The organism is Pseudomonas sp. KH_040 (genome assembly GCF_057839305.1).
In genome coordinates this window covers 1,949,463-1,972,526 of the sequence record NZ_CM174487.1, presented here as the reverse complement: position 1 = coordinate 1,972,526, position 23,064 = coordinate 1,949,463, and the positions used below count along the sequence as shown (strand labels likewise).

The window sequence follows — 23,064 nt, the reverse complement described above, 5'->3', positions numbered from 1 at the left end:
GAGACTGTCCGCCCGGGCAGGAGTGCCGGGGAGTCATTTGTCGGGAGTGTTGCATGTCGCTGTCCACCGGGCTGATCGCCGCCGTCGCCCTGGCCTATATGGCCATCATGTTCGCCATCGCCTTCTACGGCGACCGCCGCAGCGCACCGTTGCCGCCGCGCATGCGTGCCTGGGTGTACAGCCTGTCGCTGGCGGTTTACTGCACCAGTTGGACGTTCTTCGGCGCAGTCGGTCAGGCGGCGGAACAACTGTGGTCATTCCTGCCGATTTACCTCGGGCCGATCCTGCTGTTGGTGGGCGCGCCGTGGGTCCTGCAAAAAATGGTGATGATCAGCAAACAGGAGAACATCACCTCCATCGCTGACTTTATCGCCGCGCGTTACGGCAAATCGCAATCGCTGGCGGTGGTCGTTGCGCTGATCTGCCTGGTCGGCGTCCTTCCTTATATCGCCCTGCAACTCAAGGGCATTGTCCTCGGCGTGAACCTGCTGATCGGCGCCGGTGCCGACGCCATGGGTACCCGCGCCCAGGACACCGCGCTGATCGTGTCGCTGGTGCTGGCGCTGTTCACCATCGTCTTCGGCACGCGCAACCTCGATGCCACCGAACACCACCGTGGCATGGTGCTGGCGATTGCCTTCGAATCGCTGGTCAAACTGTTCGCGTTTCTCGCCGTCGGCGCCTTCGTCACTTATGGCCTGTATGACGGTTTCGAAGACCTGTTCAACCAAGCCATGCTCGCCCCACGCCTCGAGGAATACTGGAAAGAAACCATCAACTGGCCATCGATGGTGGTGCAAACCGGCGTGGCGATGATGGCAATCATCTGCCTGCCCCGGCAGTTCCATGTGACGGTGGTGGAGAACATTGATCCGCAGGATCTGCGCCTGGCCAAATGGGTGTTTCCAGCGTACCTCGCATTGGCTGCTTTGTTTGTAGTCCCGATCGCTTTAGCCGGTCAGATGATGCTGCCAAGTGACGTCTTGCCCGACTCCTTCGTGATTAGCCTGCCACTGGCTCAGGCGCACCCGGCGCTGGCGATGCTGGCGTTTATCGGCGGCGCGTCAGCGGCGACCGGCATGGTGATTGTCGCCAGTGTGGCGCTGTCGACCATGGTCTCCAACGACATGCTATTGCCGTGGTTGCTGCGCAGAAATAACGCCGAGCGCCCGTTCGAAGTGTTCCGCCAGTGGATGCTCTCGGTGCGCCGCGTGAGCATCGTAGTGATTCTGCTGCTGGCGTACGTCAGCTATCGCTTGCTCGGTTCGACCGCGAGCCTGGCGACCATCGGCCAGATTGCCTTTGCCGCGGTCACCCAACTGGCACCCGCGATGCTCGGCGCGCTGTACTGGAAACAGGCCAACCGCCGCGGTGTTTTCGCAGGCCTGGCCGCCGGTACTTTCCTGTGGTTCTACACGTTGATCCTGCCGATTGCCGCGCACAGTCTCGGTTGGTCACTGAGCAGTTTTCCGGGGCTGGCTTGGCTGCACAGCAATCCGCTGAACCTGCCGATTACCCCGCTGACCCAAGGCGTCGTGCTGTCACTGGCCGGTAACTTCACCTTGTTTGCCTGGGTCTCGGTGTTATCCCGCACGCGCGTGTCGGAGCACTGGCAGGCCGGGCGTTTCATCGGACAGGAGATCAGTGCACGGCCGAGTGCACGCTCGATGCTGGCGGTGCAGATTGACGATTTGCTGCAATTGGCCGCGCGTTTCGTCGGTGAGGAACGTGCGCGGCAGAGCTTTATTCGTTTCGCTTACCGTCAAGGCAAAGGCTTCAACCCGAACCAAAATGCCGACGGCGAGTGGATCGCCCATACCGAGCGTTTGCTGGCCGGTGTGCTTGGCGCGTCCTCGACCCGCGCGGTGGTAAAAGCCGCCATCGAAGGTCGGGAAATGCAACTGGAGGATGTAGTCCGAATCGCCGATGAAGCTTCGGAGGTCCTACAGTTCAACCGCGCCCTGTTGCAGGGTGCAATCGAGAACATTACCCAGGGCATCAGCGTCGTCGATCAGTCGCTGAAACTGGTGGCGTGGAACCGGCGTTATCTGGAGCTGTTCAACTACCCGGACGGCTTGATCAGTGTCGGCCGACCGATTGCCGACATTATTCGCTACAACGCCGAGCGCGGTTTGTGCGGCCCCGGTGAAGCGGAAGTCCACGTTGCTCGTCGTTTGCACTGGATGCGCCAGGGCCGCGCGCATACGTCTGAGCGGCTGTTCCCCAACGGCCGGGTGATCGAGTTGATCGGCAACCCGATGCCGGGCGGCGGCTTCGTCATGAGTTTCACTGACATCACCGCATTCCGCGAAGCCGAACAGGCGCTGACCGAAGCCAATGAAGGATTGGAGCAACGGGTCAGCGAACGTACCCAGGAACTGTCGCAACTCAACGTCGCGCTGACCGAAGCCAAGGGCACCGCCGAAGCCGCCAATCAGTCGAAAACCCGTTTTCTCGCGGCAGTCAGCCATGACTTGATGCAACCGCTGAACGCCGCCCGGCTGTTCTCTGCCGCCCTCTCCCATCAGGACGACGGCTTGAGCGGCGAGGCACAGAAACTGGTGCAGCACCTCGACAGTTCGCTGCGCTCGGCCGAGGATCTGATCAGCGATCTACTGGATATTTCCCGACTGGAAAACGGCAAGATCAACCCGGATCGCAAGCCGTTTGCGGTCAATGAGCTGTTCGACACTCTCGGTGCCGAATTCAAGGCACTGGCACAGGAACAAGGTCTGACCTTCCGTGTGCGCGGCAGTCATCTGCGCATCGACAGCGACATCAAATTGCTGCGCAGGATTCTGCAGAATTTCCTCACCAACGCTTTCCGCTATGCCAAGGGCCCGGTGCTGCTCGGGGTGCGTCGACGCGGCGGCGAACTGTGCCTGGAAGTGTGGGATCGCGGGCCGGGGATTCCTGAAGATAAACAGCAGGTGATTTTCGAGGAATTCAAACGCCTCGACAGTCATCAGACCCGCGCTGAAAAAGGCCTCGGGCTGGGTTTGGCAATTGCCGATGGCTTGTGCCGTGTACTCGGCCACACCTTGCGTGTGCGCTCGTGGCCGGGGCGCGGCAGTGTGTTCAGTGTCCGCGTGCCGCTGGCCCGCTCCCAAGCCGTGCCGGTCAGCGCCGCCGTGGAATTGAACGGCAAGTTGCTGAGCGGCGCGCAGGTGCTGTGCATCGACAACGAAGACAGCATTCTGATCGGCATGAACAGCTTATTGAGCCGCTGGGGCTGTCAGGTATGGACGGCGCGTAATCGTGAGGAATGCGCGGCGTTGTTGAACGACGGCGTGCGACCGCAAGTCGCGCTGGTCGACTATCACCTCGATCACGGGGATACCGGCACCGAGTTGATGGCGTGGTTGCGCACCACGTTGGGCGAGCCGGTGCCGGGGGTGGTGATCAGTGCTGACGGGCGACCGGAGATGGTTGCGCAGGTGCATGCGGCGGGGCTGGATTATCTGGCCAAACCGGTGAAGCCGGCGGCGTTGCGGGCGTTGTTGAGTCGGTATTTGCCGCTATAGAAGCAAAAAGATCGCAGCCTTCGGCAGCTCCTACAGGATGTACGCCGTACCAATGTAGGAGCTGCCGGAGGCTGCGATCTTTTGATCTTTATTCAGGGAGTTCGACGAGACCATCGACGTCGGTCATCGCCCGCTCCAGCAAATCCGCCGGCAAACTCTTGCTCGCCCGTGCACCGAGCAACTTGAGCTGTTCACTGCGACTGACCAGATTGCCGCGCCCTTCTGTCAGCTTGTTACGCGCTGAGCTGTAGGCTTTATCCAGCTGTTGCAGTCGATTGCCGACCTCATCGAGATCCTGAATAAACAGCACGAACTTGTCGTACAGCCACCCGGCGCGCTCGGCGATTTCCCGGGCGTTCTGACTTTGGCGCTCCTGCTTCCACAGACTGTCGATCACGCGCAACGTTGCCAGCAACGTGGTCGGACTGACGATGACAATGTTGCGGTCGAAGGCTTCCTGAAACAGTGATGGCTCAGCCTGCAACGCCGCCGAAAACGCAGCTTCTATCGGCACGAACAGTAAAACGAAGTCGAGGCTGTGCAGGCCTTCCAGACGTTTGTAATCCTTGCCGGCCAGGCCTTTGACGTGATTGCGCAACGACAGGACGTGCTGCTTGATCGCGATCTGCCCGAGGGTGTCGTCGTCGGCAGCCACGTATTGCTGATACGCGGTAAGACTCACCTTGGAGTCCACCACCACTTGCTTGTCGCCCGGCAGGTAAATGATCACGTCAGGCTGGAAGCGCTCGCCGTCCGGGCCTTTGAGGTTGACCTGGGTCTGGTACTCGCGGCCCTTTTCCAGACCGGCGTGTTCGAGCACACGCTCAAGAATCAGCTCGCCCCAGTTGCCTTGGGTTTTCTGGCCTTTGAGGGCACGGGTCAGGTTGGTGGCTTCGTCGCTCAGACGCAGATTGAGCGCCTGCAAGCGCTCCAGTTCCTTGGCCAGCGAGAAGCGCTCGCGGGCCTCGGCCTGATAGCTTTCTTCCACACGTTTTTCGAAGGATTGAATGCGCTCCTTGAGCGGATCGAGCAACTGTCCGAGCCGTTGCTGACTAGTCTCGGCAAAACGCTGCTCGCGCTCATCGAAGATCTTCCCGGCCAGTTCGGCAAACTGCGCCCGCAGTTCATCGCGCGAACCTTGCAGGTCGCTGAGGCGTTGCTGATGACTTTCCTGCTGTTCGCGCAGTTCGGCGTTCAGTGAGGCGGCCTGTGCATCGAGGCGGCGCAGTTCTGCTTCCTTGTTCGCACGTTCGAGGTTCCAGGCGTGGGAGGCATCGCGAGCGTCGTCGCGTTCGATCTGCAGCAGTTCGACTTCCCGGCGCAGAGCCGCCAGTTCAGCTTGCTTGGCGGCATTGGCCTGACCGAGATCGGCGATCTCATCGCGACTGGCGTCGAGCTGCGCGTTGAGCCCGTCCTGTGCCAGTTGCGCCATGGCCAGACGTTCTTCGAGCAGAGCCACCTCGGCCTGCCCATTGCTCGCCCGGCGTTGCAGTTGCCAGGCCAGCGCCAGCAGTGGCAATCCCGCTGCTGCAAGCCCCAGCAATACGCTGGTCAAGTCCATAGCCATAGCCACTCCCGCCGATCTTATAAAGCCTGAAGGTTAACCAAGGTGTCAGGTCTTGGACAGCTCAGTCTTCGAGCAGACCGAGTTCCTGCTGCGCACGACGGTCGCCGGCGCGAGCAGCCTGGCGCAACAGATCCTGACCGATGCGACGGTCCCGTGCGTTACCGCATTCGCGGCACATCAATTGGCCGAGACGGCTTTGCGCAACCACCACGCCATCACGCGCCGGTTGTTTGAGCAGGCGGCCAGCGAGGTGTTTTGCATTGTGACTGTCGCTCAGGCGCGGGCTGTCGAGCAGCCATTCGGCAACGCGAACGGAAAATCGCTTGGGCGGGGTAACAGGAGAAGGCTGTGAGGTAACAGAGTCTGATACTGAGCGAAACTTCATAAAGCACTGTGGGACGAATCGGAAGGCGCGCCACTCTACTCTCTTTTTCTTACAGGTAAAGTCGAAAAACAACCCGGCACGCCCGTCCTAGAGCAAGCGCTCGGGACAATCCACAGAAGCTGTGGATAACTCAGTGGACAACCGCCCTCCAACCCTCGCAAAGCCTTATGGAATGGGGCTCGCAGTCAAACTGACGATTTTTTCACCAACAAAAAAAAGCGATGTTTTTCATTGACTTAAACTTTCGTTGCAGGCAGCCATCGGGGTCAGGATTGGTATGACAGCGCCGTTACAGCCTGCGCAACTAATGTGCACAAGTACCTGTTACCTGGTTATATCGCTGCGCTTTTTCGGGTCGTTTTGGCGATCAGTGGGGGGGATAAACCAGTCTGGCGCGCGCCTCGATGAAAATATCTTCACCGACCGACGGTCAATCAATGCGCCAATTCCGGGCATTTGAGCAAACACGCCAAGCGGCCTCAAGCTGTGGCTGCGATGTTTTTCTACACGAAGTTTGCTTTACCCGTTTCGATCCGTTAATATCCGCGGCGTTAGTACCAAGCTGAAAGTCAATTCCGGTCGAACACATCCCCACGGTCAGCCTTCTACCAAGAAGCCCTACCGAAAAAGCGGGAACGACCCCTCGATGGTTTCCAGGTAAATCTTGCGACGACACTGCCTTCGAATGATGCGAAGGGTGTTGCGAAGAACACTTACTCTGACCGAACCAACCTGCAAATTGATCAGGATCTTCACCCCGGGCCCAGAACCTTTGCCCTCGTTGTGATGCCTGCCCTCCTAAGTACCTACCTGCCAGCCCAAGCGCGCCAACTTATCAGCGCTTCAAACTGGCTGCTTTGTTCCAGTCGGGTTCTTCGTTTGACCAATGGTGGTCGACGTTACTGGAACGTTTTAACGTTGCACGGTTCTTATCCGTGTCATTTGTAGGAACACCTAATAACTATGTCTACTCAAATCCATACTCAGGATGCCATTCGCACCCTAACCAACGCTTTTGCACCAATGAACTGCCTGATCATGGCCGCTCGCAAAGGCTGCTTCAGCTTCACACTGGTCAACGAACACGGTATCGCCCGCCACAGCGAGCGTCTGTACCCCGATCAGTACTCCAGCGCTGAACCGCTGCAGGCCGTGATCGATCGTACCCGTCAGGCACTGGTTGCCTGAAAGCCGAAAAGGCTGCAAAAGCAAAAGCCCCGCACAAAATGCGGGGCTTTTTATTGCCCGATGTTTCGCTTTTACCCCTCAGCGGCTAAGCACCATCGGATATAACGAATATTCCCCGCAGCGGGAAATATTTTAAAAACAGGCCTTTACGTCGCGAATATGACACTACACTTCAACTCAAGCGGCGTGATCCGCTTGCGGCGAGCCTGAACCGATCCACAGCTGCCAAGCCCCCCTTCAGGACTCGCCATTAATAACAAGAACCGAGGGTTTTATGGGTATCGCTGCCAGCGAACTGTGCCGCTACGTGATCCGTCCTACGCTGATCTACCTGGGACGTCACAGCGCGACTGCCGAATCTCTGCTGCTGGGCATCGCCGCCAGCCAGTCAGCCCTGGGTTCCGCCCTGCATGACCGCCGTGGGCACGGCCTCTACCGCATCGCCGAGCATCGCCATCAGGCCCTCTGGGATGATTATCTGGCGCTCGACCCGGAACGCGCGAGCCTGGTGCGCGGCCTCGCCAGTCAACACGCTTTCCTCAGCGGCCCCCACCTGGAACTTACGGTCAATCTGCGTTACGCCACAGCGATTGCCTGGCTGCTGGTAGAAGAACAAAACCCCACTCTCCCCGATTCCAAAGATTTGCTGGGGATGGCGCGTATCTGGCGCCAGACCTTTCAACCCCAAGGTCGTCTGCGCGACTTCACTTATGCCTGGCACACCTGTGTTTCAACGGTGAATCAGGTCGCTTGCTGACCGCCGGGTTTCAAAAGATCTGCCAACAGGTCGCGAATCTGGTCGGATTGTCCTACAAAACCGCTCTAACTCAAGGCATACGGACTATAGCGCTGGGGCGAAAATGTTGGTAATTTTCGCCCCGGTGATCACCAGGAGTTCTAATAATGAAAAAAGTCATGCTCAAAACCACCCTTAGCCTCGCCGTTACCATGGCATCCACCCAGATCTTCGCAGCTGGCTTTGCCATCAACGAACACAGCATCAGCGGGATGGGCACTGGTTACGCTGGGCGATCTTCTTCTGCCGACGACGCAAGCACTGTTTATGGCAACCCTGCCGGCATGTCGCGCCTCAAGCGCGAACAAGTCACTGGCGGCGTTGCATTCCTCGATGCAAAAACCGATATCAGCGATGCCAGCTCCAGCCCTAACGGCGGCAGCAACAAAGGCGACATGGTGCCCTTCACCTCAGTACCTATGGGCTTCTACGTCAAACCGATCGATGATCATTGGGCATTCGGCCTTGGCGTGTACGTGCCATTCGGCCTGATTACCGACTACGAAAAAGGCTTTGCCGGCCGTTACTTCGGCAGCAAGTCCGAAGTACAAGTGATCACCTTCCAGCCAACCGTCAGCTACGCCTTCAACGATAAGGTATCGATCGGTTTCGGTCCAACCATCAACCGCATTGACGGCTCGCTGGAGTCCAACCTGTCGATCACTCAAGCCCTGCCGGACGGCAAGGTCAAGATCAAGGGTGACGACACCGCACTGGGCTACAACGTCGGCCTGCTGGTACAAGCCACCGACAGCACTCGCGTCGGTCTGACGTACCACTCGAAAGTCGACTACAAGCTCGAAGGCGACACCAAGGTCAACTACGGCGCACTGGCCCTGGTCGGTGTGGGCGCCAACCAGAAGTACGACGCTTCGCTGAAGATCACTACCCCTGAATCGGTCGACCTCTCGGTAACCCAGGCGATCAACGATCGCTGGAACGTTTATGCCGGTACTACCTGGACCCGCTGGAGCCAGCTGGAGAAAATCACCGTCAAGAACTCCGGTGTGCAGCCGCTGCTGGCCGGTCAGTTCGGCGAGATCACCGAAGACCAGAACTGGCACGACTCCTGGGCTTACGCCGTGGGTACGTCGTACCAGCTGAACAAGGAATGGGTACTGCGTACCGGTCTGACTTTCGACCAGTCGCCGACCAACAACGTCGACCGCTCGCCACGCATTCCTACCGGCGACCGGACGATCTTCAGCATCGGTGCCGGCTGGAGCCCGACCGAAGATCTGACCATCGACGTGGCCTACTCGTACCTGAAGGAAGAGTCGGTCAACATCCGCAACCAGAACGATCGTGGCCAGAGCTACAACTCGAAGTATGAAAACTCGGCAAACGGTTTCGGTGTCGGCGCGACCTACCGCTTCTGATGCTGCGCGGCGAGGCTAATCCCTCGCCCACAAAAAGCCCCGCTCTCTTTGCAGAGGCGGGGCTTTTTTATGCCTGAAATTTGTGCGACCCGTAGGAGCTGTCGAGTGCAACGAGGCTGCGATCTTTTGATCTGTTTTTTTAAAATCAAAGATCGCAGCGTGCCGCAGCTCCTACAGATCAGGGCTTCAAGGGTTTCGAGGCAATCGCCTTTTCGATCGCGGCGATAAACTCCGGATCATCGGGCTTGGTCAGGCTGGAGAAATTGGCGATCACCTTGCCCTGGCGATCGACCACATACTTGTAGAAATTCCACTTCGGTGCGCTGCTCTGTGCGGCCAGCACCTGGAACAGATGTGTAGCATCATCACCACGAACCTTCTGCGGCTCGGTCATGGCGAACGTCACGCCGTAATTGGCGTAACAGACCTTGGCGGTCTCGGCGCTGTCCTTTGACTCCTGCTTGAAGTCATTGGAAGGCACGCCGAGCATTTCCAGCCCTTGCCCTTCGTAGCGCTTATGCAGCGCCTCAAGGCCTTCGAACTGCGGCGCGAAACCGCAGAAGCTTGCGGTGTTGACCACCACCAACGGTTTGTCGGCGTACTGCTTGCACAGATCGATGGATTCCTTGGCTCGCAGTTTGGGCAGCGAGCCTTGCAGCAATTCGGGACAGTCGGCGGCCTGGGCCAGACCAGTCAACGCCATCAGCAACGCGGGAACAGCACACCAGCGCATCAGCATGTCGAGCATCCTTGAGCAGTCGTCAGAGTTTGACGTTACTCGTCATGCCTGTTTCTAGCAAATGCTCATGCCCAACTGCATCAACGCCAGACCACCCTGATGCCAGCCCCACCACACCAGCGCCAGCAATGCGGCGCCGAGTGCGGTGATGACGATTCGTGACCAGAGTTGACTCATACGGCGCTCGCAGCGGCTTGCAGACGTGCGACCGGACGCTCGCGCACCGGCCAGTTCAGCGCCGCCGCCAGCAGACTCAAGAGAATCGCCACTTGCCAGATCAAGTCATAACTCCCGGTTCGGTCATACACCACCCCGCCCAGCCAGCCGCCGAGAAACGAGCCGAGCTGATGGAACAGGAACACGATGCCGCCGAGCATGGACAGGTTTCGCACACCAAACAAGGTCGCCACCGTACCGTTGGTCAACGGCACCGTCGACAGCCACAAGAAGCCCATGGCCATGCCAAACAGGTACGCTGACATGGTCGTCACCGGCAGCCACAGAAACAGCACAATCACCACCGCGCGCAACAGGTACAACGCTGTCAGCAGACGGGGTTTGGACATGCGCCCGCCCAGCCAGCCGGCAGTGTAAGTGCCGAAAATATTGAACAGCCCGATCAGCGCCAGCACCGTGGTGCCGACACTGGCGGGCAGATGCTGATCGACCAGATACGCAGGCAAGTGCACACCGATGAACACCACCTGAAAACCGCAGACAAAAAAGCCGAACGCCAACAACCAGAAACCCGAATGCGAACAGGCTTCGCGCAGGGCCTCGGACAAGGTTTGCTCATGGCCAAGCACCGGCAGCGGCTTGTCCTTGAGCATGCTCACCAGCGGCACGATCAGCGCTACCAGCAGGCCCAGCACCAGCAGCGCGGCCGACCAGCCGAGCCAGCCGATCAGGCCCAGCGTGCCCGGCAACATGGCGAACTGGCCGAAAGAACCGGCGGCGCTGGCGATACCCATGCCCATGCTGCGTTTCTCTGGCGGCACAGCACGACCCACGACACCAAGAATGACCGAAAACGAAGTGCCCGAAAGACCGATACCGATCAGCAGACCGGCACTCAGTGACAGCGTCACCGCCGAATCAGACAGGCCCATGCACACCAGGCCCGCCGCGTAGAGGATCCCACCGACCAGCACCACTTTTGCCGCGCCGAAACGGTCAGCCAGTGCGCCGGTAAACGGTTGTGCCAGGCCCCAGATCAGATTCTGCAAGGCAATGGCAAAGGCGAACACTTCACGCCCCCAACCGAACTGCGCACTCATCGGTGACAGGAACAAGCCGAAACCATGCCGCACGCCCAATGACAACGCCAGGATCAGCGCACTCCCGACCAACACCCAACCGCACGTACGCCACATCGATGTCATTATTGTTCTCCGCTTGCGGGTATATACCCGCTTGAGTTTGGAAAAAACCAGCCTCAGGCCAGTTCATCCAGCAATCTGAGCAAGGTTTCACGCTTCTCGGCGCCCAGTCGGTCGATCAACCGCTGCTGCGCCGCTTCCCAGGCCGGCAGTGCCGCTGCCAGGCGTTGTACGCCGGTTTCGGTGAGCTTGACGATGCGGTTGCGCATGTCCTCGCCTTCGGCCAGCGCCACCAGCCCCTCGCCTTCCAGCACCCGCAGATTGCGCCCGAGGGTGCTGCGATCCAGCCCCATCGCCTCGGCGAGTTCCGAGATGCTCGGTTGATCCAGACGCTGCAGGTTGCACAGCAAAGAATACTGGGCAACGTTGATCCCGAAGCCGTCGAGAGCGCCGTCGTAATGCCTGCTGACGCCACGAGCGGCGCGACGCAGGTTGGTGCACAAACACTGAGAAGGAAGCATGATGCGTGTATATACCCGCGACTGTGTTAAATCAAGTTACAGATGAGTTTACCCATGACATTTGTGGCGCCTGACACACCGCTATCGCGAGCAGGCTCACTCCTACAGGGGAATGCATTTCAAATTGTAGGAGTGAGCCTGCTCGCGATGGGTCCAGCCCATCCAGCAATAATCTCTTAGACCAAAACCAATCCGACCAGCACCACCATCTCCAGCAATTCCAGCAACGCCCCCGCCGTATCGCCTGTCGTCCCGCCCAACCGCCGCATCATCACCTGCCGCAGCCAGACAAACACAACGACCGAAATCACCAACGCAACAACAGCGCCAAACCTGGCGATAAACACGCAGCCCAGAGCACTCAAGCCCAGCACCCACCAACCGGCCTTGCGCGGCAGATGATCCGCCAACGCCTGTCCCAATCCGCCCGCACGCACATAGGGCGTGGTCAGAAACAACCCGAGCAACGCCGCACGCCCGAGCAACGGCACGATGATCAGTGCCAGACCTTGCTGCTGTTCGATCAGCGCCAGCAGCGCAGCAAACTTGAGCAACAACACCAACACCAGCGTGACCACCGCAATCGGCCCGCTGCGCGGGTCTTTCATGATCGTCAGCGTACGCTCGCGATCACCAAAACCGCCGAGCCAGGCATCGGCGCTGTCGGCCAGACCATCCAGGTGAAGTGCGCCGCTGAGCACCACCCACGCCGTCAGCAGCAACGCCGCATGCAGCAGCAACGGCGCGCCGCTCAAGGCAAGATTCAGCGCCCACAGGATCAGCCCGAACAACAGCCCCACCAGCGGATAAAACAGCAGCGATCGCCCAAGCTGTTCCGGCTCAGGCATCCCCGGCAAACGAATCGGCAGGCTACTGAGAAATTGCAGGGCGATCCACAGCGGCAACATGTCAGTGACCTTCCTTGAGCGAACCACCGGGTTCAACCTTCAGTGCAAACAACGCGCCGTGAGCGACTTCAACATTGAGCAGTTGTTCGCGTGGCAGCCCTCGCGCTTGCGCCAACAGCAGACGCATCACGCCGCCATGACTGATCAGCAAAATCCGCTCACCGGCGTATGCAGTGTGCAGGCGCGCAACCGCTGCCAATACTCGCGAGGAAAACTCGCTGACCGGCTCACCCTGCGGCGGCGTAAAGGAATACGGATCAGCCCAGAACAGCCCCAAGGCCTCGGCATCCGTCTCCATCAACGCCGCTGCGCTCTGCCCTTCCCATGCGCCGAAATGCAGCTCTTGCAGATCCTTGTCCAATTGCACTGGCAGATCCAACTGCTCACCCAGTTCGGCGGCAAAGCGAGCGCAACGCTGCAACGGCGAACTGACCAGACGATCCCATGGCCCGCTGTCGACCACCGCCGCACGCATCTGCGCCCAGCCCTTTTCGGTCAGCGCATCGTCGAGACTGCCACGCAGGCCACCGCCCAGTTCGGTCTCACCATGGCGCAGCAGATCCAGACTTAATGTCATGCCGGACGATCCGCCACCGCCGCTTCAGCGAACGTCGCCATCTGCCCATGCAGATCACAGGCCAGACGCAACAAGGGCACCGCCAGCGCCGCGCCACTGCCCTCGCCCAGACGCAAACCGAGTTCCAGCAACGGCTCGGCCTGCAGGGTTTCCAGCACATGGCGATGGCCCGGCTCGGCACCGCGATGACCGAACAGCAACCACTCGCGGCAGGCCGGATTCAAGCGCACCGCGACCAGCGCCGCGACCGTGCAGATAAAGCCGTCGACCAGCACCGCAACACCTTCTTGAGCCGCGGCCAGATAGGCACCGACCAGCGCGGCGATTTCAAAACCACCCAGATTGAACAGGGTCTGCAACGCATCGCTACGCTGTGCGGCGTGCAATGCCAGCGCCCGCTCGATCACTTGCGACTTGTGGCTGACACCTTCGGCATTCAGTCCGGTGCCGGGACCGGTCAGATGCGCCACCGGGCAATCGAGCAAGGCACAGGCCAAGGCACTCGCTGCCGTGGTGTTGCCAATGCCCATTTCGCCACCAATGAACAACTGCGCGCCCGCCACTTTTGCGCGCAGCAGACTGTCGCGACCCGCCTGCAATGCCTGCTCGCCCTGGACCTGAGTCATCGCCGCGCCCTGCACGAAGTTCGCCGTGCCCGCGCCGATGTTCAAATGGCGCACACCCGGCAGGTTCAGCGCTGGATTCACCGTGCCCAGATCGACCACCTCCAACTGCGCGCCGAGCTGACGCGCCAGCACGCTGATCGCCGCGCCACCGCTGACAAAGTTGAGCAGCATCTGCCCGGTGACTTCTTGCGGGAACGCCGAAACCCCTTCAGCCACCACGCCGTGATCACCGGCAAAAATCGCGATCCACACCTGCGCCAGCGTCGGTTTGACCTGGCCTTGCAGACCGGCCAGTTGCACCGCTACCGATTCCAGTCGCCCCAGCGAACCGGCCGGTTTGGTCAGTTGCTGCTGCCGCGCCGCCGCTTGTTCAACGACATTGATGTCGACTGGTTTGCACGGGGTCAGCCACCAGGATTGAGTCATAACGCAGATCCTTTCAGAGTCAGGGGCAGGCCGGCGACGGTCAGGACAACACGCTGACAGCGCTCGGCCAGAGCTTGATGCAGCCAACCGGCTTCATCGACGTAGCGGCGAGTCAATTCGCCCAGCGGCACGACACCCATTCCGGTCTCGTTGCTGACAAAAATGATTTCACCCGGCAAGGACGCCAGGCAGTCGAGCAAGGCTTGGCGCTCGGCGGTGAGGCGTTCGGCGTCATCGAGCATCAGCAGATTCGTCAGCCACAGCGTCAGGCAATCGACCAGCAGGCAACGCTCGGCGCTGGCGGATTCGCGCAGGACGCGAGCAAGTTCCAGCGGCTCTTCGATGAGCGCCCACTCGGCAGGTCGGCGCGCGCGGTGATGGGCGACGCGGTCGCTCATCTCGCCATCAAGAGGTTGGCTGGTAGCGATGTAGGTGACCGATAGATGGCTGTCGCTGGCGAGTTTTTCGGCCAGACGACTTTTGCCGGAGCGGGCGCCGCCGAGGATCAGTTGGAGCATGGGGGACATCCTGAAAATTATGTGTTGAAGCCATAGGCGCTATCGCGAGCAAGCTCACTCCTACAAGGGATCTCGAGCAACCCAGAGTTTTGTGTAAAACACATAACCCTGTAGGCCTTCGCCTGCTCGCGATGAGGCCATTAAATTCACCTCAAATCCCACAGAGCTGTCGCAATAGATCCGTATCCAGATGCTTCTCCACCAGATCCGCCAGCCGCTCGATATCGCGTTCGCGCAAGCCGTGATAATCCACCGCCTGCACATCGCTCAACCCGGCCCAGCGCAGCAACGCCGCACTCGCCGTCGGCGATTCGAACAAGCCATGCAAGTAGGTGCCGAACACTTGCCCGTCAGCACTCTGCGCACCGTCGCAACGGCCGTCATCCAGATGCACCGCAGCGTTTTCCAACGCCGGTCCGCTGGTCACGCCGGCATGAATTTCATAGCCGCTGACGTCGGCATCTTCCAGCACCAATCGTCCGCGCACATTGCGCAACTGCTTCTCGGCCTCAAGCGTGGTTTCGAACGCCAACAAGCCCAAACCGGCACTCGTGCCCGGCGCGCCTTCGAGGCCGAGTGGGTCATGCACCTGCTCGCCAAGCATCTGCAGACCGCCGCAAATCCCCAGCACCTTGCCGCCGTAACGCAAGTGCCGAGAGATCGCCGCATCCCAGCCACTGGCGCGCAGGTAGGCCAGATCGCTGCGCACGCTTTTCGAGCCCGGCAGAATGATCAGGTCAGCCGCCGGAATCGCCTGCCCTGGCCCGACAAATTGCAGATCGACCTGGGGATGCAGACGCAGTGGATCGAAGTCAGTGTGATTGCTGATGCGCGGCAGCACCGGCACCACCACTTTCAGCACTTGTTCGGCCTTGTCGGTCTGGCGTTGATCAATGCCGTCCTCGGCCTCAAGGTGCAGATCCATCACATAAGGCAACACGCCCACCACCGGTTTGCCGGTGCGTTGCTCGAGCCAGTCGAGACCCGGTTGCAGCAAGGCGATGTCACCGCGAAAACGGTTGATGATGAAGCCCTTGACCCGCGCCTGTTCGCTCGGCGAAAGCAATTCCAGGGTGCCGACCAGATGCGCGAAAACCCCGCCGCGATTGATGTCGGCAATCAGCAGCACCGGGCAATCCACCGCCTCGGCAAAGCCCATGTTGGCGATGTCACCGGCGCGCAGATTGATCTCCGCCGGCGAACCCGCGCCTTCGACCATCACCAGCGGATACGCAGCGCTGAGCCGCTCGTGGGACGCGAGCACCGCTTTCATCGCGATGGCTTTGTAATCGTGATACGCCACGGCGTTCATCGACGTCACCGCGCGACCGTGGATGATCACTTGCGCGCCGGTGTCGCTGTTGGGCTTGAGCAGTACCGGGTTCATGTCGGTGTGCGGATCGAGGAATGCCGCTTGCGCCTGCACCGCTTGCGCGCGACCGATCTCACCGCCGTCGGCGGTCACAGCACTGTTGAGCGCCATGTTCTGTGGCTTGAACGGTACGACCGCCACGCCCTGCCGGGTTGCCCAGCGGCACAGCGCCGTCACCAGTGTGCTTTTACCGGCATCGGAGGTGGTGCCTTGCACCATCAGGGTGGTCATGCGTGATCCTTGGCAAAAGCGCTTAAAGCGTGTTCGAGACGCGCCTCTTCAGCCGCATCGGCGGGCAGGCCAAAACGCAAACTGCTGTTGTGAGTGAAGATGCGCAGGAGAATGCCGCGACGGGCCATGAATGCGTGCAACACCTCGGCGTGTTCGGTGATCAGCCACTGGAACAGCGCGCAGCCGCCCTGCGGCTTGAAGCCGTAGCGTTCAAGCAGCGCTGCCAGCCGTTCACTGGCGTCATCACTGCGAATCCGTTGGCGCGTGTGCCCTTCGGTGTCTTGCAGACACGCTTGCCCGAGCACCCGCGTCGGCCCACTCACCGCCCATGGCCCGACCTGTTCGGCGAGCAGCTTGAGCAACTTGCGCTCGGCCAGGACAAAGCCCAGACGCACCCCGGCCAGACCGAAAAACTTGCCGAACGAACGCAACACGATCAGCCCGACTTGATGGGCATGCGGTGCCAGACTCAACTGCGGCGTGTTGTCCATAAACGCTTCATCGACCACCAGCCAGCCACCACGCCGGGCGAGCCGCCCATGCCAATCGAGCAGGCGTGCCGGGGTCAGGCTCAGGCCGGTCGGATTGTTCGGGTTGACCACCACCAGCACGTCGAGGCTGTCGAGAAAGAACTCGACTTCCTGCTCCAGCACTTCGCGCACGATATAACCGCTGCGCCGCCACGCTTCGGCGTGTTCGGCATAACAAGGCGACAACACACCGACCTTGCCGGCACGACGCAAACGCGGCAACAACTGGATGGCCATCTGCGAACCCGCCACCGGCAGCACCTGCGCGGCACCATAGTAATCGCACGCAGCTTGCTCCAGACCGTCATCGGTTTCCGGCAAACGCGCCCAGGCGCGCAACGGGATGTCCGGGATCGGGAATGGCCACGGCGCGAGGCCGCTGGACAGGTCGAGCCAGTCAGCCTCGGCAATGCCGTAATCGAGTGCAGCCTTGCGCAGCCGGCCACCGTGCTCAAGCATAGAATTCAGCCCCCACGCAGAGAATCAGCAGCCATAACCATACCCCGCGCTGGACCAATTGCCAGCCACGGTCGATGGAATCTGCGTCAGCCGCTGCGCCCTCGCCAAGCTGCGGACGGTCGTGAAGTTCGCCGTGGTAAATCGCTGGCCCACCCAATTCCACGCCCAGCGCACCGGCGCCGGCCGCCATCACCGGACCGGCGTTGGGGCTGTCCCACTTCGGCGCCTGTGTACGCCAGCACTTCAACGCAAGTCGGGTTTTGCCGAGCAGCGCGTAGGTCAACGCCACCAGACGCGCAGGAATGTAGTTCAACACGTCGTCGATTTTCGCCGCAGCCCAACCAAAGCGCTCGAAGCGTTCGTTGCGATAACCCCACATCGCATCGAGCGTGTTGCTCAAGCGATAGAGGACCACGCCCGGCGCACCCGCCACGACAAACCAGAACAGCGCGGCAAACACCGCATCGCTGCCGTTTTCCAGCACCGACTCGGTGGCGGCGCGGGCGACGGCGGTGCTGTCGAGTTCATCGGTCTGGCGGCTGACCAGATAGCCCACGCGTTTGCGCGCCTCGTCCAGATCATCTGCGCGCAAAGCAGCGGCCACCGGCGCGACATGCTCGCCGAGGCTGCGCATGCCGAGGGCGCAATACAATGCAAGAATCTCGACGACCCAGCCCACGTACGGCGCCCAGGACAATGCGGTGGCGAGCAAGGTCAGCGGCAGCACCGCGATCACCCACGCTGTGACGCCATGACTGCGCCAGCCACGACCACCGGCGTTGAAACGTTGCTCGATGCGCCCGGCGAAATTGCCGAACGCCACCAGCGGATGCCAGCGTTTCGGTTCACCGAGCAGCGCATCCAGCGCCACCGCGGCGACACTCAATAACGCCACACTCATTGACTCACTCCCCAATAATTTTCATACAGCAACTCATTGAGCGGCCGCGCCTGCGCCCACCCTTCGAGTACCAGCATCGGCGCCGGATAGAATTCCTTGACCGGGCCCAGACACAAAACGGCGAGAGGTTTGGCGCCTGCGGGCAATTTCAGCAAATCCGCCAGTGCCTGCGGCTCGAACAGCGAAACCCAGCCCATGCCCAGACCTTCGACGCGCGAGGCCAGCCACAGATTCTGAATCGCGCAGGACAGCGAGGCCATGTCCATTTCCGGCAGCGTGCGGCGACCGAAGATGTGTTTTTCGCGATCGTCCATCAGCGCGGCGACCAGCACTTCGGCGCAGTCATGGATGCCTTCGACCTTGAGTTTCATGAACTCGTCACTGCGCTCGCCGAGGGCTTCTGCGGTGCGGATGCGTTCTTCTTCCACGAGGTTCTGGATCTGGCCACGCAAGGTTCTATCGCTGATGCGGATGAAACGCCACGGCTGCATGAGGCCGACGCTTGGGGCCTGGTGAGCGGCTTCCAGTAGTCGGCGCAGCAATTCCGGCTCGACGGTGCCGCCGGTGAAGTGGCGCATGTCGCGGCGTTCGGCGATGGCTTTATAGACGGCTTGGCGCTCGGCTTCGGAGAATGCGTTGTCTGTCATGGCCCTTTCGCTGGCAAGCCAGCTCCCACAGGGGATTGCATTTCTTCAGGAAGCTCACCGCCCAATGTGGGAGCTGGCTTGCCAGCGATGGCGGCATGGAGGTCGGGTGCAAACAATGCTGCGATAGCCGCGGGACTCGACGGGAAGTAGAAGTGCACATAAGAGGCCGTCATCCGCCCGTCCCGATAAACCGCCTCGGCGCCGCGCCCGCCATTCGGACTCAAGCCACGCGCAATCGGCGTCAGCTCAGTCGTCGTCAACGAATGATGATAAGTGTGCCCACGCAACGATCCTTCCGGCAAATCCACTGCTTGCAGCGCCAGTGCAGCCAGACGCTTCTGCATCACCGCGTCGCCCTTAAGCAGCCCGACCAGCTCAGCGCGAGTACCCTCAACGTCGGTCAGCGAATCCAGCAGATAAAGCATCCCGCCACATTCGGCGAGCAACGGTTTGCCCGCTGCGTGATGCGCACGAATCGCCTCCAGCATCGCGGTGTTCTGCGACAACGCAAGGTGGTGCAATTCCGGATACCCACCGGGCAAATACAGGCTGTCCGCCTCAGGCAATTGCGTGTCGCGGATCGGCGAGAAGAAACTCAACTCGGCGCCCATCGCTCGCAACAGATCGAGACTCGCGCCGTAGGTGAAGGCAAACGCCTCATCACGGGCAACGGCGATTCGCACATTCTTCAGCAGCGGCTCTACAGCGATCACATCAGGCGCGGCGAATTCCACGGCCGGTGGCAGCGCTACCTCGCAACTGCTGGCCAATGCATCGGCGGCGGCATCGAGACGCACATCGAGGTCATTCAGTTCGCTGGCCTGCACCAGGCCGAGATGGCGACTCGGCAGTTCGATACCGGTCTCACGGGACAACGCGCCATACCAACGCAAACCTTCCGTGAGGCTGCCTTCGAGCAATTGCGCATGGCGCAAAGTGCCGACACGATTAGCCAGGACACCGGCAAACGGCAGATCCGGCTGATACTTCGCCAGGCCCAGCGCCAGCGCACCAAAGGTCTGCGCCATGGCCGTGCCGTCGATCACGCCGAGCACCGGCACGCCGAAGTGCCGCGCCAGATCGGCGCTGGACGGCGTGCCATCGAACAGGCCCATCACGCCTTCGATCAGAATCAGATCCGCCTCATTGGCGGCTTCCCACAACAGACGACGACTTTCCTGCTCGCCGACCATCCACATGTCCAGTTGATACACCGGCGCACCGCTGGCGCGTTCGAGAATCATCGGATCGAGAAAGTCCGGGCCGCATTTGAACACGCGCACCTTGCGCCCCTGATTGCGATGCAAACGGGCGAGCGCGGCGGTGACGGTGGTCTTGCCCTGACCGGAAGCCGGCGCGGCGATGAGCACCGCCGGGCAGTGACGTGGCTGATTCAAAGTTCGACGCCTTTCTGCGCTTTGATGCCAGCCTGGAAGGCGTGTTTGAGCATGCCCATTTCAGTCACAGTGTCGCCCATTTCGATCATTTCCGGCTTGGCCGCGCGACCGGTGACGATCACATGCTGCATCGGCGGACGCGCCTGCAAATCGCTGAGCACCTGATCGAGATCGAGGTAACCATGTTTGAGGGCGATGTTGAGTTCGTCGAGCACCACCAGACCGATCGACGGATCGCGCAGCAGTTCGCGGGACACGGCCCACGCGGCTTCGGCGGCGGCGATGTCGCGCTGACGATCCTGGGTTTCCCAGGTGAAGCCCTCGCCCATCACATGAAAGCGCACTTGCTCAGGGAAGCGGCGAAAAAACAGCTCTTCGCCGGTGCTGTTGCGGCCCTTGATGAACTGCACCACGCCGCACTGCATGCCGTGGCCCATGGCGCGGGCGAGCATGCCGAACGCCGAGCTGCTTTTGCCTTTGCCATTGCCGGTCAGCACCAGCACCAGCCCGCACTCGTCAGGCGAGTTGGCGATGCGTTCGTCGATCACGGCTTTTTTGCGCTGCATACGCGCCAGATGGCGTTCGTCGCGCTCGGGGGAATCGGTCATGGGGGGAGCTCTCCGTTGAGGCTGGATAACGGCGGGCAGGCACAAGAATAGACGGCAAAAAGCCTGGCATCGCCCACCGTGATGCCGCTGGATGGATCAGGCCGGTCTCCGGGCTCATGAGCGGCGTTTCGCCTGACTGCGCGCCTTCCCGCTTCTTTCGAGGCAGTGGCTCAAGGCGCAGTTTTCACTCATTTACCGTTGCGGGGGCAGCGCCGGGATCGTGGTGGTTCTTCGTGCGAAGACAACCCTCACCGGCTTCCCTGTTTCACTCTGTCGACGCAGGTCACAGAGCACCTGAAACAAGCCGCGAAGGTTAGAGGGTTGGGGGTGGAGCGTCAATTAAAGAGGTGGTCATCGGGCGAATAACTGCCGCCGATCAATTATCTGACGCCAATCTTGTGCCACACTGATACAAATGATATCAAAGAGCCATGCTTTTCCCGAAAAGCCCACTACAACAATAAAGGATGATGACGATGCAAGGCATGATCATCAGCAACCCGCGCCTGGAATTCCTGCGCCCGGTGCTTGAACGCTGGTTTGACTGTATCGACCGTTACAACGCCGTGCGCGGCGACAGCGACACCCCTTACTGGCATGACGAGAAAGCCAATCTCGGATTGCTCTCGGCCGCAGCCTGGATGGCTGAGCTGGTGACTTTGAACGGCACTGCCACGCGCAAGCAGAATGAAGAAGGCGAGCGCAATGCCCGCGCTGATCTGTTTCTGGCCGGTGCCGAAGACCGCGCCTTTATCCAGGCCACCCAGCGCTGGCCAAAGGTTACCAACCTCAATCTGACCCAAGCCCTGCTGGACATCACCAACGACGCCAAACGCATCAGCTACGCCAGCGACCTCAAGCTCGGCTGCCTGTTTGTCGCGCCGCAAAAAGCCCAGCACAGCGCCAGCCCCGAAGAGCTGCAGGACATGGTCGACGACCTGCAAAAGGAACACACTTGCGCGGTCGCCTGGTATTTCCCCTACGCCTACCGCAAGTTACGCAGCGAAGCCGGCAATTATCACCCGGGCATCGCCGTGCTGTTCAAGGAAGCGCGCGGTTGAGCAGTTGAACCATCGGGCTTGCGCCCTCCTCTATGATTAGGAATGCATTCATAGGGAAGATCAGCAATGCGCAAGCCCCAGCTCGTTTTTGTCATCGCCTTCGCCGGAGGACTCGCCGCCTGCGGTGAAACCTCCAGCCTGCAAGTCTCCGACGGCACCGGCCCGTCACCGAAGCTGCCCGAACCGAACAAGACCCTGATCCCGACGGTGAATATCGCCCCGGCGATCGGCTGGCCCGACGGCGGCAAACCGACAGCGGCGGCTGGCACCCAGGTCGCGGCATTCGCCGAAGGCCTCGATCATCCGCGCTGGCTCTATGTGCTGCCCAATGGCGATGTGTTGGTAGCGGAAACCAATGCCCCACCAAAACCGGATGACAGCAGCGGGATTCGCGGCTGGGTGATGAAGAAGGTCATGGGCAAGGCTGGCGCTGGCGTGCCAAGCCCAAACCGCATCACCCTGCTGCGTGACGCCGATCACGATGGCGTCGCCGAGACCCGCACGGTGTTTCTGCAAAACCTCAACTCGCCGTTCGGCATGACCCTGGTTGGCAATGACCTGTACGTCGCCGATACCGATCGCCTGCTGCGTTTCAACTACGAACCCGGCGCGACCGAGATCAAATCGCAGCCGATCAAGGTCGTCGATCTGCCCGGCGGCACGCTGAATCACCACTGGACCAAAAACGTCATCGCCAGCAAGGACGGCAGCAAACTGTACGTCACGGTCGGCTCGAACAGTAATGTCGGCGAAAATGGTCTGGATAAAGAAGAAGGCCGCGCGGCGATCTGGGAAGTCGATCGGGCGACCGGCAATCACCGCATCTTTGCCTCGGGCATCCGCAACCCCAATGGCCTGGCCTGGGAGCCTGTCAGTGGCGCGCTGTGGACAGCGGTCAACGAACGCGACGAAATCGGCAGTGATCTGGTGCCGGACTACATCACTTCCGTGAAGGACGGTGGTTTTTATGGCTGGCCGTTCAGCTATTACGGCCAGCACGTCGATGTGCGTGTGTCGCCGCAAAATCCGGACCTGGTGGCCAAAGCCATCGCCCCGGATTACGCAGTCGGACCGCACACTGCCTCACTGGGTCTGAGCTTCGCCGAGGGCAACACGCTGCCGGCGCAGTTCAAGGAAGGCGCGTTCATCGGCCAGCATGGTTCATGGAACCGTAAACCGCACAGTGGCTACAAAGTGATTTTCGTGCCGTTTACCGGTGGCAAGCCGAGTGGCAAACCGGTGGATGTGCTGACCGGTTTCCTCGACAAGGACGAGAATGCACTAGGTCGCCCGGTGGGCGTGGTGATCGATCAGCAAGGTGGCTTGCTGGTGGCGGATGATGTCGGCAACAAGGTGTGGCGAGTGTCGGCCAGCAAATAATTTTC

At 60.6% G+C, this 23,064-nt stretch carries 22 protein-coding genes and 1 riboswitch; of the genes, 6 read left to right on the top strand and 16 right to left on the bottom strand.

The window, feature by feature from the left end:
- Positions 1-53: 53 nt before the first annotated feature.
- Positions 54-3,524 carry a hybrid sensor histidine kinase/response regulator gene (locus tag AC3IUF_RS08875; protein WP_489280887.1) on the top strand — a complete coding sequence of 1,157 codons (3,471 nt, stop codon included), beginning with the start codon at positions 54-56 and terminating at the stop codon, positions 3,522-3,524.
- An 88-nt stretch (positions 3,525-3,612) separates the two neighbouring features.
- Here AC3IUF_RS08875 and AC3IUF_RS08870 read toward each other — a convergent pair whose 3' ends face one another.
- Positions 3,613-4,977 (bottom strand): DNA recombination protein RmuC, encoded by a 1,365-nt coding sequence (locus tag AC3IUF_RS08870; RefSeq protein WP_177321054.1) that lies wholly within the window; start codon positions 4,975-4,977, stop codon positions 3,613-3,615.
- A gap of 175 nt (positions 4,978-5,152) precedes the next feature.
- Positions 5,153-5,476: an SEL1-like repeat protein gene (locus AC3IUF_RS08865; protein ID WP_007919780.1), complete on the bottom strand. Its 324-nt coding sequence runs from the start codon at positions 5,474-5,476 to the stop codon at positions 5,153-5,155.
- Between the two features lie 963 nt (positions 5,477-6,439).
- On the opposite strand from AC3IUF_RS08865, the gene AC3IUF_RS08860 reads away from it, so the two are divergent.
- From AC3IUF_RS08860 to AC3IUF_RS08850, 3 genes are all read left to right on the top strand, one after another.
- Positions 6,440-6,664, top strand: coding sequence for a hypothetical protein (locus tag AC3IUF_RS08860; protein ID WP_003214941.1), 225 nt, complete (start codon positions 6,440-6,442; stop codon positions 6,662-6,664).
- Between the two features lie 274 nt (positions 6,665-6,938).
- Positions 6,939-7,421, top strand: coding sequence for a hypothetical protein (locus AC3IUF_RS08855; RefSeq protein ID WP_489280886.1), 483 nt, complete (start codon positions 6,939-6,941; stop codon positions 7,419-7,421).
- Positions 7,422-7,567: 146 nt separating this feature from the next.
- On the top strand, positions 7,568-8,839 hold the full coding sequence (locus AC3IUF_RS08850) for an OmpP1/FadL family transporter (RefSeq protein ID WP_007919786.1): 1,272 nt from the start codon (positions 7,568-7,570) through the stop codon (positions 8,837-8,839).
- A 178-nt stretch (positions 8,840-9,017) separates the two neighbouring features.
- Here AC3IUF_RS08850 and AC3IUF_RS08845 read toward each other — a convergent pair whose 3' ends face one another.
- The 14 genes from AC3IUF_RS08845 to cobO all read right to left on the bottom strand — a co-directional run bounded on the left by AC3IUF_RS08845 (position 9,018) and on the right by cobO (position 20,618).
- Complete coding sequence (locus AC3IUF_RS08845; RefSeq protein ID WP_007919788.1) at positions 9,018-9,578, bottom strand: glutathione peroxidase; 561 nt, start codon at positions 9,576-9,578, stop codon at positions 9,018-9,020.
- A 54-nt stretch (positions 9,579-9,632) separates the two neighbouring features.
- On the bottom strand, positions 9,633-9,755 hold the full coding sequence (locus tag AC3IUF_RS08840; protein ID WP_256586225.1) for a hypothetical protein: 123 nt from the start codon (positions 9,753-9,755) through the stop codon (positions 9,633-9,635).
- On the bottom strand, positions 9,752-10,960 hold the full coding sequence (locus tag AC3IUF_RS08835) for an MFS transporter (protein ID WP_489280885.1): 1,209 nt from the start codon (positions 10,958-10,960) through the stop codon (positions 9,752-9,754). Before AC3IUF_RS08835 ends, AC3IUF_RS08840 begins: the two co-directional genes overlap by 4 nt.
- 53 nt (positions 10,961-11,013) lie before the next feature.
- Positions 11,014-11,418, bottom strand: coding sequence for a MarR family winged helix-turn-helix transcriptional regulator (locus AC3IUF_RS08830; protein ID WP_007919794.1), 405 nt, complete (start codon positions 11,416-11,418; stop codon positions 11,014-11,016).
- 176 nt (positions 11,419-11,594) lie between these two features.
- Positions 11,595-12,326, bottom strand: a complete 732-nt coding sequence (locus tag AC3IUF_RS08825) for an adenosylcobinamide-GDP ribazoletransferase (RefSeq protein ID WP_414916983.1) — start codon at positions 12,324-12,326, stop codon at positions 11,595-11,597.
- Position 12,327: 1 nt separating this feature from the next.
- Positions 12,328-12,903 (bottom strand): alpha-ribazole phosphatase family protein, encoded by a 576-nt coding sequence (gene cobC, locus AC3IUF_RS08820; protein WP_489280884.1) that lies wholly within the window; start codon positions 12,901-12,903, stop codon positions 12,328-12,330.
- A complete protein-coding gene (gene cobT / locus AC3IUF_RS08815) occupies positions 12,900-13,955 on the bottom strand; it encodes a nicotinate-nucleotide--dimethylbenzimidazole phosphoribosyltransferase (RefSeq protein WP_489280883.1) in 1,056 nt (351 codons plus the stop codon). The genes cobC and cobT overlap by 4 nt, the downstream gene beginning before the upstream one ends.
- Complete coding sequence (gene cobU, locus AC3IUF_RS08810) at positions 13,952-14,473, bottom strand: bifunctional adenosylcobinamide kinase/adenosylcobinamide-phosphate guanylyltransferase (RefSeq protein WP_489280882.1); 522 nt, start codon at positions 14,471-14,473, stop codon at positions 13,952-13,954. The genes cobT and cobU overlap by 4 nt, the downstream gene beginning before the upstream one ends.
- 151 nt (positions 14,474-14,624) lie before the next feature.
- Positions 14,625-16,076 carry a cobyric acid synthase gene (locus AC3IUF_RS08805; RefSeq protein ID WP_007919804.1) on the bottom strand — a complete coding sequence of 484 codons (1,452 nt, stop codon included), beginning with the start codon at positions 16,074-16,076 and terminating at the stop codon, positions 14,625-14,627.
- Complete coding sequence (cobD, locus tag AC3IUF_RS08800) at positions 16,073-17,065, bottom strand: threonine-phosphate decarboxylase CobD (protein WP_489280881.1); 993 nt, start codon at positions 17,063-17,065, stop codon at positions 16,073-16,075. The genes AC3IUF_RS08805 and cobD overlap by 4 nt, the downstream gene beginning before the upstream one ends.
- Positions 17,058-17,966: an adenosylcobinamide-phosphate synthase CbiB gene (gene cbiB / locus AC3IUF_RS08795; RefSeq protein WP_371043198.1), complete on the bottom strand. Its 909-nt coding sequence runs from the start codon at positions 17,964-17,966 to the stop codon at positions 17,058-17,060. Before cbiB ends, cobD begins: the two co-directional genes overlap by 8 nt.
- Positions 17,963-18,613 carry a 5,6-dimethylbenzimidazole synthase gene (gene bluB, locus AC3IUF_RS08790; RefSeq protein ID WP_123374669.1) on the bottom strand — a complete coding sequence of 217 codons (651 nt, stop codon included), beginning with the start codon at positions 18,611-18,613 and terminating at the stop codon, positions 17,963-17,965. Before bluB ends, cbiB begins: the two co-directional genes overlap by 4 nt.
- Positions 18,610-20,010: a cobyrinic acid a,c-diamide synthase CobB gene (locus AC3IUF_RS08785; protein ID WP_489280880.1), complete on the bottom strand. Its 1,401-nt coding sequence runs from the start codon at positions 20,008-20,010 to the stop codon at positions 18,610-18,612. Before AC3IUF_RS08785 ends, bluB begins: the two co-directional genes overlap by 4 nt.
- Positions 20,007-20,618 (bottom strand): cob(I)yrinic acid a,c-diamide adenosyltransferase, encoded by a 612-nt coding sequence (gene cobO, locus AC3IUF_RS08780; RefSeq protein WP_003223053.1) that lies wholly within the window; start codon positions 20,616-20,618, stop codon positions 20,007-20,009. The genes AC3IUF_RS08785 and cobO overlap by 4 nt, the downstream gene beginning before the upstream one ends.
- A gap of 82 nt (positions 20,619-20,700) precedes the next feature.
- Positions 20,701-20,931: riboswitch (cobalamin riboswitch) on the bottom strand.
- A gap of 163 nt (positions 20,932-21,094) precedes the next feature.
- Here cobO and AC3IUF_RS08775 point away from each other — a divergent pair.
- Together AC3IUF_RS08775 and AC3IUF_RS08770 are read left to right on the top strand one after the other, a co-directional pair.
- Positions 21,095-21,679: a hypothetical protein gene (locus tag AC3IUF_RS08775; RefSeq protein WP_095114116.1), complete on the top strand. Its 585-nt coding sequence runs from the start codon at positions 21,095-21,097 to the stop codon at positions 21,677-21,679.
- A gap of 66 nt (positions 21,680-21,745) precedes the next feature.
- Entirely contained in the window at positions 21,746-23,059 is a 1,314-nt protein-coding gene (locus AC3IUF_RS08770) for a PQQ-dependent sugar dehydrogenase (RefSeq protein ID WP_007919824.1), read from the top strand.
- Positions 23,060-23,064: the final 5 nt, after the last annotated feature.